11 protein-coding genes are annotated in these 13313 nt (G+C 73.7%); 7 read left to right on the top strand and 4 right to left on the bottom strand.

What is annotated here, in order from left to right; translation table 11 throughout:
• The first annotated feature begins 4 nt into the window (after positions 1-4).
• From ACIBG4_RS06170 to ACIBG4_RS06160, 3 genes are read left to right on the top strand one after another with little or no spacing between them, the layout of a single operon-like run.
• On the top strand, positions 5-1438 hold the full coding sequence (locus ACIBG4_RS06170) for an Nramp family divalent metal transporter (RefSeq protein ID WP_397200912.1): 1434 nt from the start codon (positions 5-7) through the stop codon (positions 1436-1438).
• Positions 1439-1480: 42 nt separating this feature from the next.
• Positions 1481-3352, top strand: coding sequence for a zinc-binding dehydrogenase (locus tag ACIBG4_RS06165; RefSeq protein ID WP_397200911.1), 1872 nt, complete (start codon positions 1481-1483; stop codon positions 3350-3352).
• A gap of 16 nt (positions 3353-3368) precedes the next feature.
• Entirely contained in the window at positions 3369-4346 is a 978-nt protein-coding gene (locus ACIBG4_RS06160; RefSeq protein WP_397200910.1) for a helix-turn-helix transcriptional regulator, read from the top strand.
• 28 nt (positions 4347-4374) lie between these two features.
• Here the strand turns inward: ACIBG4_RS06160 and ACIBG4_RS06155 are convergent, their stop codons facing one another.
• Genes ACIBG4_RS06155 through ACIBG4_RS06145 form a run of 3 tightly spaced genes read right to left on the bottom strand, consistent with a single transcriptional unit; the run spans position 4375 to position 8146 of the window.
• Positions 4375-5895: an AMP-binding protein gene (locus tag ACIBG4_RS06155; protein WP_397200909.1), complete on the bottom strand. Its 1521-nt coding sequence runs from the start codon at positions 5893-5895 to the stop codon at positions 4375-4377.
• On the bottom strand, positions 5895-6974 hold the full coding sequence (locus ACIBG4_RS06150) for an acyl-CoA dehydrogenase family protein (protein ID WP_397200908.1): 1080 nt from the start codon (positions 6972-6974) through the stop codon (positions 5895-5897). Before ACIBG4_RS06150 ends, ACIBG4_RS06155 begins: the two co-directional genes overlap by 1 nt.
• On the bottom strand, positions 6971-8146 hold the full coding sequence (locus ACIBG4_RS06145; protein WP_397200907.1) for an acyl-CoA dehydrogenase family protein: 1176 nt from the start codon (positions 8144-8146) through the stop codon (positions 6971-6973). The genes ACIBG4_RS06150 and ACIBG4_RS06145 overlap by 4 nt, the downstream gene beginning before the upstream one ends.
• 160 nt (positions 8147-8306) lie before the next feature.
• On the opposite strand from ACIBG4_RS06145, the gene ACIBG4_RS06140 reads away from it, so the two are divergent.
• The 4 genes from ACIBG4_RS06140 (at position 8307) to ACIBG4_RS06125 (ending at position 12088) form a co-directional block, all read left to right on the top strand.
• Positions 8307-9647 carry a sensor histidine kinase gene (locus tag ACIBG4_RS06140; protein WP_397200906.1) on the top strand — a complete coding sequence of 447 codons (1341 nt, stop codon included), beginning with the start codon at positions 8307-8309 and terminating at the stop codon, positions 9645-9647.
• 117 nt (positions 9648-9764) lie between these two features.
• Positions 9765-10328, top strand: a complete 564-nt coding sequence (locus ACIBG4_RS06135; protein WP_310710890.1) for a TetR family transcriptional regulator C-terminal domain-containing protein — start codon at positions 9765-9767, stop codon at positions 10326-10328.
• A gap of 114 nt (positions 10329-10442) precedes the next feature.
• Positions 10443-11060 carry a copper resistance protein CopC gene (locus ACIBG4_RS06130; RefSeq protein ID WP_397200905.1) on the top strand — a complete coding sequence of 206 codons (618 nt, stop codon included), beginning with the start codon at positions 10443-10445 and terminating at the stop codon, positions 11058-11060.
• Complete coding sequence (locus ACIBG4_RS06125; protein WP_397200904.1) at positions 11057-12088, top strand: CopD family protein; 1032 nt, start codon at positions 11057-11059, stop codon at positions 12086-12088. Before ACIBG4_RS06130 ends, ACIBG4_RS06125 begins: the two co-directional genes overlap by 4 nt.
• Here the strand turns inward: ACIBG4_RS06125 and ACIBG4_RS06120 are convergent.
• The gene (locus ACIBG4_RS06120) at positions 12046-13233 is read right to left on the bottom strand and encodes a hypothetical protein (RefSeq protein WP_397200903.1); all 1188 of its coding nucleotides are present in this window, start codon (positions 13231-13233) and stop codon (positions 12046-12048) included. The genes ACIBG4_RS06125 and ACIBG4_RS06120 overlap by 43 nt on opposite strands.
• Between the last annotated feature and the right edge of the window lie 80 nt (positions 13234-13313).

Raw genomic sequence — 13313 nt, 5'->3', positions numbered from 1 at the left:
CGCGATGACGGAGTTCACTCCGACCGTCCCCGCACGAGTCCTGCCGTCCGTCACTGTCCGCGACCTGCCCGAACCGCCGCGCTCCCCCTGGCGCATCATCGGCCCGGGGCTGGTGGGCGCGGGCGTGGGGCTCGCCTCCGGCGAGTTCATCCTCTGGCCGTACATCGCCTCCCAGGTCGGGCTGGTGTTCATCTGGGGTGCGGCGATCGGCATCATCACGCAGTGGTTCCTCAACATGGAGATCGAGCGTTACACGCTGGCCACCGGGGAGACCGCGCTGACCGGGTTCAGCCGGATGTGGCGGCACTGGGGCATCGTGTTCGTCGCGATGACCCTCGCGTCGAACCTGTGGCCGGGCTGGGTGACCACGTCGGCCACCATGGTCACGTACCTGACCGGCTCCGGCCAGGGCAGCGTGCGCTGGATCGCGATCGGCATGCTGCTGGTGATCGCGCTCGGTCTGACGCTGGCGCCGGTCATCTACGTCGCGCTGGAACGGGTGATCTTCGTGAAGATCGCCCTGGTGACGATCCTGGTGGTGGTGGCGGTCGTGCTGGCCATCACCGCCCAGAGCTGGGTGGAGCTGGGCAAGGGGCTGACGGTGGGCGCCCGCGTCCCGGTGCCGCCGCTGGACTTCGCGCTGCTCATGGGCGCCATCGCCTACGCGGGCGCGGGCGGCGGGCAGAACCTGTGCCAGAGCAACTGGATCCGCGACAAGGGCTTCGGCATGGGCCTGTACGTGCCGCGCCTGGTCAGCCCGGTCACCGGGCACGAGGAGGCGGCCTCCTCGACGGGCTTCCAGTTCGCGCCCACCAAGGCCAACATGGCCCGGTGGCGGGCCTGGTGGCGCTTCGCCAACGTCGAGCAGGCCACCACGTTCGCGCTGGTGTCGTTCCTGACGATCGCGTTCATGTCGATGCTGGCCTACTCGACCGTGCACGGGAAGCCGGGCCTGGCCAACGGCATCGGGTTCCTCAAGGTGGAGGGCGAGACGCTGCAGAGCGAGGTCGGCACGTGGTTCGGGGTCCTGTTCTGGGTGATCGGGGCGCTGGCGCTGTTCGCCTCGGCGATGGGCATCGTGGACTACACCTCGCGGCTGGCGTCCGACACGATCAAGACCGTCTACCTGAGGGACCGGGCCGTCTCGGTCAACCGGGTCTACTTCATCGTGGTCTGGGCCATGACGCTGGTCGGCATCGCCGTCCTGCTGCTCGGCTTCGACCAGCCGCTGATCCTGCTGGTGCTGTCGGCGAGCTTCGCGGCCGTGATGATGTTCGTGTACTCGATCCTGCTCATCGTGCTGAACCGCCGCGCCCTGCCGGCCGCCATCAAGGTCCGGTCGTACCGGCTGGCCGCGCTGGTCTGGTCGATCGCCTTCTTCGGCACGCTGACCGTGCTGACCGTCGTCCAGCAGACGCAGAAGCTGCTGGGCGGATAGCGGCTTGACCTCAATCGCGCTTGGGGTTGCATGCTCGGTGGCATGAAGACCATCGAGGTGACGAGGTTCGGCGGGCCCGAGGTGCTGGAGCCGCGGGAGGCTCCGGACCCCGTCGCGGGGCCGGGACAGGTGCTGATCGGCGTGGCGGTCGTGGACGTCATGTCGCTGGACGCGCAGTTGCGGTCGGGGTGGGGGCGTGAGTGGTTCTCCCACGAGCCGCCCTACGTGCCCGGCACCGGCGTGGCCGGGCGCGTGCTCGCGACCGGCGAGGGGGTCGATCCCTCGTGGGCCGGGCGGCGCGTGGCCGCGCTGCTGCCCGCCGGCGGCGGGTACGCCGAGCTGGCGGTGGCGGACGTGGCGACGGTCGTGCCGGTGCCCGGCGAGGTGCGGCTGCGCGACGCCGCCGCGCTCATCCAGGTGGGCCCGGCGGCGCTCAGCCTGATCGACGCCGCCGAGCTCAAGCCGGGCTCCCGCGTGCTGGTGACCGGCGCGGGCGGCGCGCTCGGCCTGCCCCTGGTGCGGCTGGCCGCCGCGGCGGGCGCCCACGTGACCGCGGCGGCGCGCGGGACCGCAAAGCGGGCGGCGGCCGCGGGGCTCGGCGCCGCGGGGACGACCGGCTACGACGAGATCACCGGCGAGTACGACGTGGTGCTGGACGGCGTGGGCGGCGAGGTGGGCGTGGCGGCGTTCGGGCGGCTGGCGCCGGGCGGCGTGTTCTTCGCCTACGGCGCGGCGGAGGGCTCACCGGCGCCCGTGGACCCGGCGGAGGCGGAGCGCAGGGGGGTGCGGCTGGTCGGCATGGAGCAGGTCCAGTTCACGCCTGAGGAGTTCCGGACGCTCGCCGGCCGGACGCTCGCCGAGGCGGCGGCGGGCCGCCTGTCCACGGTCGTCGGCAGGGCGGTGCCGCTGCGGGAGGCGGCGGAGGCCCACGCCGCCCTGGCCGGCCGCGAGCTGGTGGGCAAGGCGGTGCTGCTGGTCACGGCCGAGGCCGTGCGCTACCGCCGTCACGGCGGCCCGGAGGTGCTGGAGCTGGAGGAGGCGCCGCCGCCCGAGCCGGGACCCGGGCAGGTGCGGGTGGCGGTCAGGGCGGCCGGGGTGAACCCGGTCGACTGGAAGATCCGCTCCGGCCTGATGGGGGCGCCGCCGGACGGCCCCTCGGGCACCGGCCTCGAACTGGCGGGCACGGTGGACGCCGTCGGGCCGGGCGTCACGCGCTGGGAGGTGGGGCGGCCGGTGTTCGGCCGCGCCACGGGGGCGCTCGCCACGCACGCGCTCGCCTCCGCCGGCGACCTGCTGGCCAAGCCCGAGTGGCTGGCGTACGAGCGGGCCGCCGCGCTGCCCGTGGCGGCCGAGACCGCCTACCGCGCGCTCGGCCTGCTCGGCGATCCGGCCGGCCGCACGCTGCTGATCCACGCCGTGGCGGGCGGTGTCGGCCTGGTCGCCGCGCAGCTCGCCGTGGCCCGGGGGGCCACGGTCGTCGGCACGGCGGGCGAGCGGCACCACGCCTTCCTGCGCGAGATCGGCATCCACCCGGTGACCTACGGCGACGGGCTGGAGGAGCGGCTGCCCGGTCCGGTGGACCTGGTGCTGGACGCCTCCGGCCGGGATGTCCTCGGGCTTTCGGTGCGGCTCACCGGCGATCCGGCGCGGGTGGTCACCATCGCCGACCCGGCGGGCGCCGCGCGGCACGGCGTCGTCTTCACCACCGGGTCGCCGGGGGCGCCTCTGGAGGAGGTGTTCGCCGAGGTGCTGCCGCTGGTGCGCGACGGGGCGCTGCGGCTGCCGATCGCCGAGGTGTTCCCGCTGGAGCGGGCCGCCGACGCGCATCGCCGCAGCGAGGACGGCCACTACCTCGGCAAGCTCGTCGTGGCCGTGGCGGGAGACCTGAACGCGGAAGCGGGCCTTCCTCGATAGGCGGCAGACTGGGCGCATGCTGGAAACGTCCGCGCGCCTGCTGAAGCTGCTGTCCCTGCTCCAGGCGCACAGGGAGTGGTCGGGCCCCGAGCTGGCCGGGCGGCTCGGGGTGTCGACCCGGACCATCCGCAACGACGTCGAGCGCCTGCGCAGCCTCGGCTACCCGGTCCACGCCACGCCCGGCGTCGCGGGCGGCTACCGGCTGGGGGCGGGCGCCGCGCTGCCGCCGTTGCTGCTGGACGACGAGGAGGCCGTCGCGGTGGCGGTCGGGCTGGGCCGGGCCGCGGGCGGCGGCGTCGAGGGCATCGAGGAGACCTCGGTGCGCGCCCTGGCCAAGCTGGAGCAGGTGCTGCCGTCGCGGCTGCGGCACCGGGTGAGCGCCCTGAACGCCTACACGGTGCAGGTCCCCGGCAGCGCCCCCTCCGTCGCCCCCTCCGTCGCCCCGGAGGTGCTGACGACGATCGCCAACGCCGCCCGCGACCGGGAGCGGCTGCGCTTCGACTACACCGGCCACGAGGGTGAGGTGACGGCGCGCGACGTGGAGCCGTACCGGCTGGCGCACCGGCGCGGCCGGTGGTACCTGCTGGGCTACGACGTGCGGCGGGAGGACTGGCGGACGTTCCGGGTGGACCGGCTGCGCCCGCGCGTCCCGTCCGGGCCGCGGTTCGCCCCGCGGGAGCTGCCCGGCGACGGCGACGTGGCCATGTACGTGGAGAAGGGCGTCAACACCGCGATGTGGCGCTACCGGGCGACGGTGCTGCTGCACGCCCCGGCCGGGCAGGTGGGCCACCTGCCTCCCGGCCTGGAGCCGGAGCCGGTGGACGAGGCGACCTGCCTCCTGCGGCTGGGCGGGGACGACGTGGGCGGGATGGCCGCGTGGCTGGGGTTCCTGGGCGTGGACTTCGAGGTGCTGGACCCGCCGGAGCTGGTGGAGGCGGTGGCTGTGCTCAGCGAGCGGTACCGGCGGGCCGCGGCCCGCCGGCCGGCGTCATGAGCCCGCCGGGGTCATGAGTCCGCCGATGTCATGAGTCCGTGAGCCGCGACAGGTACGCCTCGCGGACCTTGGAGCGCGACAGCTTGCCCGTCGGCGTGCGCGGCAGGCTCTCCCGGTACTCCACCACCCGGGGGTGCTTGAACCGGGCCAGTCGCGGCGCGCAGTGCTCCAGCAGCTCGGCCGTCAGCTCCGGGCCCGGCGTGGCACCGGGGGCGGGCTGGACGAGCGCGACCACGCGGTGCCCCCACTCCTCGTCCGGCGCCCCGATGACCGCCACGTCGGCGACCGACGGGTGCTCCAGGAGCGCGGCCTCGACCTCGGCCGGGTAGATGTTGACGCCGCCGGAGACGATGAGGTCGCTGCGCCGGTCGCAGAGGAACAGGTAGCCGTCCTTGTCGAGGTAGCCGATGTCGCCGGGGGCGTACCACTCGCCGCGCATGCTGGCGGCCGTCTTCGCCGGGTCGTTGCGGTACTCGAACCGGCCGAGGCTCGACTTGACGTACACCATGCCCGGCTCGCCGGGCGGCAGCTCGCGGCCGTCCTCGTCGAGGATGCGCGCCTCGAACGTCGGCGCGGGACGGCCGACCGTGCCGGGCCTGGCCAGCCACTCCCGCGGCTTGACCGCGAACGCGATCGTGGACTCCGTCGAGCCGTAGTACTCGTACAGCACCGGCCCCCACCACTCCATGATCTCCCGCTTGACCGCCACCGGGCAGGCGGCGGCCGTGTGGATCACCTGCCGCAGGCTGGACACGTCGTACGACGCCCGGACCTCGCGCGGGAGCTGGAGCATGCGGTGCAGCATGGTCGGCACCATCATGGCGTTCGTCACCCGGTGGCGCTGGATCAGCTCCAGCACGTGCACCGGCTCGAACCCGGCCGTGATCACCACCGTGTGCCCGAGGTGCAGCGCGAACTGCGTGTGCGCGCACGGCGCGGAGTGGTACATCGGCGAGGTCACCAGGTGCACGCCCTCGCCCGGCGTCAGGTCCACCACCTCGCCGAGGAACCAGGTGTAGAGGGGGGCAACCGCCTCCGGCTCCGCGCCGGACAGCCGGCGCTGCACCCCCTTGGGGAAGCCGGTCGTGCCGGAGGTGTACCACATGACCGCGCCCGAGGTGCGCCCGCCGGGCGCGGTGTCCGGCTGCCCCTGGGCGAGCCCGGCCGTGCCGATCTCGGCGCCGGCCGGCACCTTGTCCGCGTACGCCTCGCCGGTGACGACGAGGCCCGCGTCGCAGTCGCCGAGGATGTAGGCGATCTCCGGCTCGGTGAGGTGCCAGTTGACCGGCACGTAGAACAGGCCGATCTGCCCGGTGGCCATGAGCATGACGACGGCGTCGAGGCCGTTGGGCAGCACGCCCGCGACCACGTCGCCGGTGCCGAGCCCGCGGGCGCGCAGGCCGTGGGAGACCTGGTTGACGCGGGCGAGCAGCTCGCCGTACGTGGTCCGGGTGCCGTCGGCGTCGATCACCGCGAGCCGGCCGGGGTCGGCGGCGGCCAGCGCGTAGAAACCCGGCGGATGCCCTGCCGTGGGCCCGTCGGCCGCCATCACGCCTCCATCAGGGCGGCGAGGCGGGCGCGGTGGACGCGGGGCGGGCCGAGCAGCACCTCGTCGGCCTTGGCCCGCTTGTAGTACAGGTGCGCGTCGTGCTCCCAGGTGAAGCCGACGCCGCCGTGCAGCAGGAGGTGGTCGCGGGCCACCTCGAAGCAGGCGCGGCCGACGTACGCCTGGGCGAGCGCGGCGGCCTGCGGCAGCTCGGCGGGCGCCTCGCCGGCGGCCCAGGCGGCGTAGCGGACGATGGAGTCGGCCTGTTCGAGCTTGCAGTGCATGTCGGCCAGCTTGTGCTTGACGCCCTGGTAGGAGCCGATGTACCGGCCGAAGGTGACGCGGATCTTGGCGTAGGCGACGATGGCGTCCAGCGCGGCGCGCAGCACGCCGAGCTGCTCGGCGGCGAGCGCGACGGCCACCAGGTCGCCCACGGCGGCGTCCCCGTCCGGGCCGAGCGGGCCGAGCACCCGGGCGGGCGCGTCGGCGAGCTCCACGCGGGCCTGGCCGCGCGTGAGGTCGAGGGTCTCCAGCGGCGTCCGGGTGACGCCGGGGCCGTCGAGGTCCACCGCCACCAGCACGGGGCCGTCCCCGGCGGAGGCCGTGGCGAGGAGCACGGCGGCCTCCGTGCCGCTCAGCACCTGCGGCAGCGTCCCCCGCACGGAAACCCCGGCCACCCCGCTCCCCGCCACCTCGCCGCCCGCGGCCCGCGCCGCCACGTCCTGGGAGGTGACGGGCAGCGCGAGCGTGGCGGCGATCCGGCCCTCGGCGATCCCGGTCAGCAGCTCCTTGTCCGGTACGCGGGTGAGCGCGAGGGCGGCGAACGCGGTCGCCAGGAACGGCCCCGGCAGCAGCGCCGCGCCCGTCTCCTCCAGCGCCACGGCCAGCTCCGCCATGCCGGCGCCCGCTCCGCCGTACTCCTCGGGGACGATCAGCCCGGACAAACCCAGCTCGCCGTTGAGGCGGGCGTGGACCGCGGGGTCGTAGCCCTCGCGGACCTTGGGCAGCGGCGAGACGGCGGCCAGGAACGAGCGGACCGCCTCCCGGAGCTCCCGCTGCTCCGGCGTGAGCACGAGCCTCATCCCTGCGTCCCCACCTTCAGGTCCTTGAACGGCACGGTCTTGTCCACGCGCGGTCCGGGCGGCAGGCCCAGCACGCGCTCGCCGATGATGTTGCGCATGATCTCGTTGGTGCCGCCGCCCAGCGACATGGCGGGGGCCAGGGAGATCGCGTGCGCGAGCGGGCCCGCGTCGCCGGGACCCGCGACGGCGGAGGGGCCGGCCAGCCGGGTGGCGAGGTCGGCCTCGAACAGGGTCAGCTCGGCCAGCAGCAGCTTGGCGGCGCTGCCGCGGGCGCCGGGGAACAGGCCCGCCTCCGCCTCCTGTGCCAGCCGCTGGTTGAACAGGGCCAGCGCCCGGCTGCGGATGTGCAGCTCGACCAGCTCGTCGAGGACCAGCGGGTCGCTGGTGTCGGCGGTGCGGCGCAGGGCCTCCAGCGAGGTGGGGTCGTCCTTGGCCCGGCCCATGCCGACGCCGGAGGAGATCGACAGCCGCTCGTGCAGGAGGGTCGTCACGGCGACGCCCCAGCCGTCGTCGACGTCGCCGACCCGGTGCGCGTCGGGCACCACCACGTCGTCGAGGAACACCTCGTTGAAGTGGGCGCGGCCGGTCATGTCCTTGAGCGGCCGGACCGTCACGCCGGGGTCGCGCATGCCGACGACGAGCATGGTCAGGCCCCGGTGCTTGGGCGCCTCGGGGTCGGTGCGGGTGAGCAGCAGGCCCCAGTCGGCGTGCTGGGCGACCGACGTCCACACCTTCTGCCCGTTGACGATCCAGCGGTCGCCGTCGCGGACGGCGCGGGTCTGCAGGGCGGCCACGTCGCTGCCGGCGCCCGGCTCGGAGAAGAGCTGGCACCAGATCTCCTCGCCGCGCAGCAGCGGCCGGACGAATCGCTCGCGCTGCTCGTCGGTGCCCCGGTCCACCAGGGTGGGCCCGGTCATGCCCAGCCCGATGGAGAAGACGTAGGTGGGCAGGGAGAAGTGGCGGGCCTCGGCGGCGAACGCGCGCTCCTCGGCCTGCGTCAGGCCCTGGCCGCCCCATCGCTCGGGCCAGGTGATGCCGGAGTAGCCGGCGTCGTACAGCCTGGCCATGAAGTCCTTGGCGTGGGAAACCGCGTCCTCGCCGGCGGCGTCGCCGGTGGGCGCGTTCTCGAGCAGCCATGCCCTGGCGGCCCGCCGGTACTCGTCGAGATTCACGTTCTCTCCTCCGGCATCAGTGTTCACTTACTCTAACCAGCCCCGCCGGACCGGCATAGAGCACCGACTTATGCACCTTTTATCCGGATTTGCCGGTGAATCTCCGTTGATTAGGACGAGAGCGACTTAGTGTGATCATCTGATCACCGGGGGGAAAGGATTGGTCACACGGTTCGGCAGGTCCATCCGGACGCGCCTGACGCTGTTCGCGGGGATCGCCATGGTGCTGCTCAGCGTCGTGGTCAACGCGTTCGTGCTCTGGGCCGTTCACAGCACCGCGGAGGACTACCGCAAGACGGAGGTGCTGACCTCCGGCCTGCAGGTGGTCCACCTGGTCAAACGCGGCGCGCTGCCCACCGTGATCTCCAGCGACCTGGACGGCATCCAGGTGGTCGACGCCCAGGGACGGGTGATCGCCTCCACCGACAACCTCGTCGGCAGGCCGCGCATGAGCGCCGTCGTGCCCGACGTGTACAGCGCCACCCGCATGCAGGTGATCTGCGACCTGCCCTACTGGCCGGGCCGGTGCGAGTTCATGTCCGTCTTCCGGGTCTACCAGCAGAGCGGCGACTGGATGGTGTACGCCGTCGGGAGCACGGTGCCCTGGTACGTCCATCCGGCCGTGCTGGCGTTCCTCATCGGCATCTCGGTGGCCATGGTGGCGCTGGCCTGGTTCGGCGTGTCGCGGGTGGTGGCCGGGACACTGGCGCCCGTGGAGGAGATCCGCGACAAACTCGCCGAGATCACCAGCACTGACCTGGGCAAACGCGTGCCCGTGCCCGGCCGGGCGGACGAGATCACGTCGCTGGCCCAGACCGCCAACCAGACGCTCGACCGGCTGGAGGCGGCGGTGGAGCAGCAGCGCAGGTTCGCCTCCGACGCCTCCCACGACCTGCGCAGCCCGATCACCGCGATGCGCGCCCAGGTCGAGGAGGCGATGCTGCACCCCGAGGACGCCGACTGGCCGGAGATCGGCCGCGCCCTGCTGTCCAGTCTCGACCGGCTCCAGGCCATCGTGACCGACCTCCTGACGCTGGCCAGGCTGGACGCGGGGTCGCCCATGGTCCGGGAGCCGGTGGACCTCGCGGAGCTGGTGGGCTCCGAGACGGCCAGGCCGCGCGCGAAGAAGCTCGCCACCACGCTCGAGCAGGGCGTGGTGGTGACCGGCGACCGCCTGCAACTCGCCCGGCTGCTGACGAACCTGCTCGACAACGCCGAGCGTCACGCCGAGTCCACGGTCAGCGTCACCGTGCGCAGGGCCGACGGCCAGGCGACGCTGGAGGTCGTGGACGACGGCGGCGGCATCGCTCCGGAGCAGCGTGAGCTCGTCTTCCAGCGTTTCACCAGGCTCGACGCCTCCCGCAACCGCGACGCCGGCGGCACCGGGCTCGGCCTGTCCATCGCCCGGGACATCGCCCACGCCCACCGCGGCACGCTCACGCTGGAGGACTCCGACGCCGGGGCCCGGTTCGTCCTGCGGCTGCCGCTCAGGGCGGTCTGACCGCACCTGCTGGTCACGCTCCCATACCCATGCCTGGTTTGTCCTATATCTCGCTCTGATCCCTAGTTAGAGTGGCCCGCTGTGACACCAGGTTTCAGCCGATTACGACGTGAGGACTTGCTCAAGACAGCCTGCGAGGTGATCTCCTCGCAGGGGTTCGGGCACACCAGGACACTCGACATCGCCCGGGCCGCCGGCGTGAGCCAGGCGCTGCTCTTCTACCACTTCGAGACCAAGGACCGGCTGTTCGCCCAGGCCTTCGCCTACGCAGCCCGCCTGCACCGCGACACGCTGGAGAGCATCGAGCGCCTGCAGCGGCCCCCGCTGGAACGGCTGCGCACGCTGCTCAGGCGCTGCTCCCCGGCCGGGTCGGCCGACGGCTGGCGGCTGTGGATCGACGCCTGGGCGGAGTCGATCCGCAGCGCCGAGCTGGAGGAGACCACGCGCAGGCTGGACCAGCAGGGCCGGCAGGTGCTGCGGGGCATCATCGAGGACGGGGTGAGGCACGGCCAGTTCGACTGCGAGGACCCGGAGGGGGCGAGCTGGCGCATCTTCGCGCTCATCGACGGGCTCGCCATCCAGATCCAGGTCCACCCCAAGGCGCTGTCGCGCCGCCGCGCCAACCAGCTCATCCGGACGGCCGCCGCGGCCGAGCTGGGCCTGACCCCCGCCGACCTGTGACCGCCGCCGGCCGCGCCCCGCGGTGGTCCGGCTCAGGCCCGCCTGGCGAGCGGGTCCGTCACGGGTGGGAGCATAGACGGGTTTGGAACGCGTTCAAGGGAAGGTTCTCGATCGGTGAGGCGGCTACTCACGGTCCTGCTGCTCGCGTCGGCCGCGGTGGGGATCTCGCTCCCGGCCCGCGCGCACAACGTGCTCATCAGCAGCGACCCCAAGGACGGGGCGGCGCTGGCGGCGCCCCCCGCGCAGATCACGCTGGTGTTCGATCAGGCGGTGCGCCAGGGATACGCACAGGTGGGCGTCACGGGCCCGGACGGGGCGGCGATGGCCGACGGGGCGGCGTCCGTGGCCGCCGAGAAGGTGACGGTCAAGGTCCGGCCGCTGACGGCGGCGGGCGCGTACGTGGTGGGCTACCGGATCCTGTCGGCCGACGGGCACCCCGTGACAGGGAAGATCAGCTTCCGCCTCACGGCCGGGGCGGCGGCGTCCCCGGCGGGCTCCGCGGCCCCCGCGGAGAGCGCCGCGGCCGGCGAGGCGGACACCGCGCGGGCGGCCGAGGCGGCGGCCAACGGCGGAGCGGGCATGGCCGTGGTGTGGATCGTGGCCGCGCTCCTGCTGCTGGCGGCCGGCACCGGCGTGGCCCTGCGCCGCTCCCGGCTCGCCCCTGGTGAGCCCCCAGAGGGCGGCCCAGTGGGCGGACCCGCGGGCGGCTCCGGCGAGGAGGGGCGCGCGTGAGCGTCGAAGCTCCCCCGCGACGTGGCGTCGCCGTCGGCGGTGGCGTGGTGGCCGGCGTGTTCCTGGCCTGCGCGGTCGTCGCCGCCGTCGTCGCCTCCGGCCTGACCGCGCAGGAGGCCGTGCCCGGCATCCCCATGCCGGGCCCCCTCGTGGCGTACGGGCTGCCGGTCGTGCGGGTGGTGCTCGACCTGGCCGCCGTGGCCGTCGTCGGCACGAGCCTGCTGCCCAAGCTGCTCGGCTTCAACGCCCCCGAGCGCACCGAGCCGGTCATGCGCCGCGTACGGCCGGTGACCGTCACCGCGGCGTGGGTGTGGGCGGCGTGCGCGCTGCTCACGATCGTCTTCCAGACGGCCGAGCTCAACCCCGGCGTCGTGCCCACGCCCGCGATGATCGCCGGTTACGTCGACAGCGTCGGCACCGGGCAGGGACTGCTGTTCAGCGCCGCGTGCGCGCTGGCCGCGGCCGGCATCGGGCTCATGGCGGTGCGCTTCGGCGAGAAGGTGCCGGCCGAGCTGCGGATCGTGGTGGCGCTGTTCGGGCTGCTGCCGATCCCGGTGACCGGCCACGCGGTGAACTCGGTCTGGCACGACCCCATCATGATCTCGATGGAGACCCATGTGATGGGGGCGGCGGCGTGGGCGGGCGGCCTGGCCGCGGTGATGGTGTTCGTCGCGCCGCGCCGCGAGCTGCTGGCGGCCGTGCTGCCCCGCTTCTCCAGGATCGCCACGGTCTGCCTGCTGCTGGTGGGCCTGTCCGGGCTGGTGACGGGGCTCGGCACGATGGCGCTCACGCCCGGCGTCGAGCTGCCGGGCGCGCTGCTCACCAGTGAGTACGGCCTGCTGGTGCTGGCCAAGCTGACCCTGGTGGCGCTGCTGGTGCCGCTGGCCGCGCACATCCGCTACCGGCTGCTGCCGGCGATCCGCGGGGGCGCGGCCACGGCCGTGGTGGCGTGGGCGACGGCCGAGCTGGCCGTCATGGGCCTGGCCTACGGAGTGGCGGTGGCGATCACCCGGGCCTCGATCGGCTGACGGCCGGCCCGGCCGCTCCACCACTCGAAGGCCAGCCAGGCCGCCAGCAGCCCCGCCCCGGCCCAGACGGCCGTGCCGGTGGCCAGGGGCGGCGCGCCCAGCAGCCCCGTCTGGCCCTTGACCGCGCCGTACACCTGGCCCATGAGCGCGCTCTGCGCCGCGAGCGCGCCGTAGACGGCGGCGGTGACGCCCACGGCGCCGAGCAGCGCCCGGGCCGGCGCCATCCGCACCGCGAACGCGAGGTCCACGCACAGCCCGCCGACGACGAGGAAGAACGGCACGGCCGACGGCGGGAAGCCGGTGAAGGTGAGCAGCGGCCAGGCCAGCGTCCGGAACCCGACATAGCCCGCCGCCACCAGCGTCGCCGCGCCGAACCTGCCGATCAGCATGCGCGCCACGACGAGCACGCTCAGCCCGGCGACCACCGCGTAGACGGGGTAGAGGGCGTCCGGCACGGGCAGCGCGAACGCGGTCATCATCTCCCGGTCGACGGAGCGGCCCATCTGGTCGGCCGCGAACCGCAGCAGGATCGGCTCGGCGTAGGTCGCGTGGTTGTCCCACGCGCCGATCGACAGCACGCCGTACTCCTGGTGCTGCTCGGGGAAGTGCACGTTCTCCAGGAAGAACGCGAAGAACGCGCCCAGCAGCACCGTGCGCTCCCGGCCCGGCGGCGCGCCGGTGTACCAGCCCCGGATGACGCCGGCGATCATGAAGAACGTTCCGAGGTAGAGCATGATGTGCGACGGGCTCCACGAGGTGATGTCGAGCCCGTTGACGCGGTGGTTGATCAGGTCGAGCGGCACCGCCACGAGGAAGATGCCCGTGCCCCACTGGATGAGCCGCAGCGCAGCCCGGTCGACGCCGTAGCCGGTGTAGCCGTGGACGATGGTCAGCACGAGGGCCAGGGCGGTGCCGGCGGAGTTGAGCAGGTGGGGCGGGGCCAGGTCGTCGCGCAGCCACTTGAAGTGCCACGAGACGTCCCACGCCGAGCCGAGCAGCTTGAGGGTGAGCGCCACCAGCCACCCGTAGTAGAGGACCCGGAACAGGTCCTCGGGCGTCTCGCGGCCCGCCGGTCCCCGCGTCCAGTAGGGAACCGCCCAGGCGGCGGCCTTTCTGACGATTGCTGGTGCCTTCACGGGCTGCATCTTACGGCGATCGCGCCCACCGTCCACGCCTGGCGGAAGCGATGCGGCCAGGTCGAGATCTCAGGGTCCTCTCAGGTGCG

Origin of the sequence: Nonomuraea sp. NPDC050383 (assembly GCF_044459125.1) — a bacterium.
Taxonomy (GTDB): Bacteria; Actinomycetota; Actinomycetes; order Streptosporangiales; family Streptosporangiaceae; genus Nonomuraea.
Note: the sequence above shows the minus strand (reverse complement) of the source record. Positions and strands in the feature narration are given on the sequence as shown.

Bases quoted from the DNA above. Each gene is read 5' to 3' on its own strand.
- ACIBG4_RS06170 (WP_397200912.1), top strand. From the start codon at position 5: ATGACGGAGTTCACTCCGACCGTCCCCGCACGAGTCCTGCCGTCCGTC.
- ACIBG4_RS06165 (WP_397200911.1), top strand. From the start codon at position 1,481: ATGAAGACCATCGAGGTGACGAGGTTCGGCGGGCCCGAGGTGCTGGAG.
- ACIBG4_RS06160 (WP_397200910.1), top strand. From the start codon at position 3,369: ATGCTGGAAACGTCCGCGCGCCTGCTGAAGCTGCTGTCCCTGCTCCAG.
- ACIBG4_RS06155 (WP_397200909.1), bottom strand. From the start codon at position 5,895: ATGGCGGCCGACGGGCCCACGGCAGGGCATCCGCCGGGTTTCTACGCG.
- ACIBG4_RS06150 (WP_397200908.1), bottom strand. From the start codon at position 6,974: ATGAGGCTCGTGCTCACGCCGGAGCAGCGGGAGCTCCGGGAGGCGGTC.
- ACIBG4_RS06120 (WP_397200903.1), bottom strand. From the start codon at position 13,233: ATGCAGCCCGTGAAGGCACCAGCAATCGTCAGAAAGGCCGCCGCCTGG.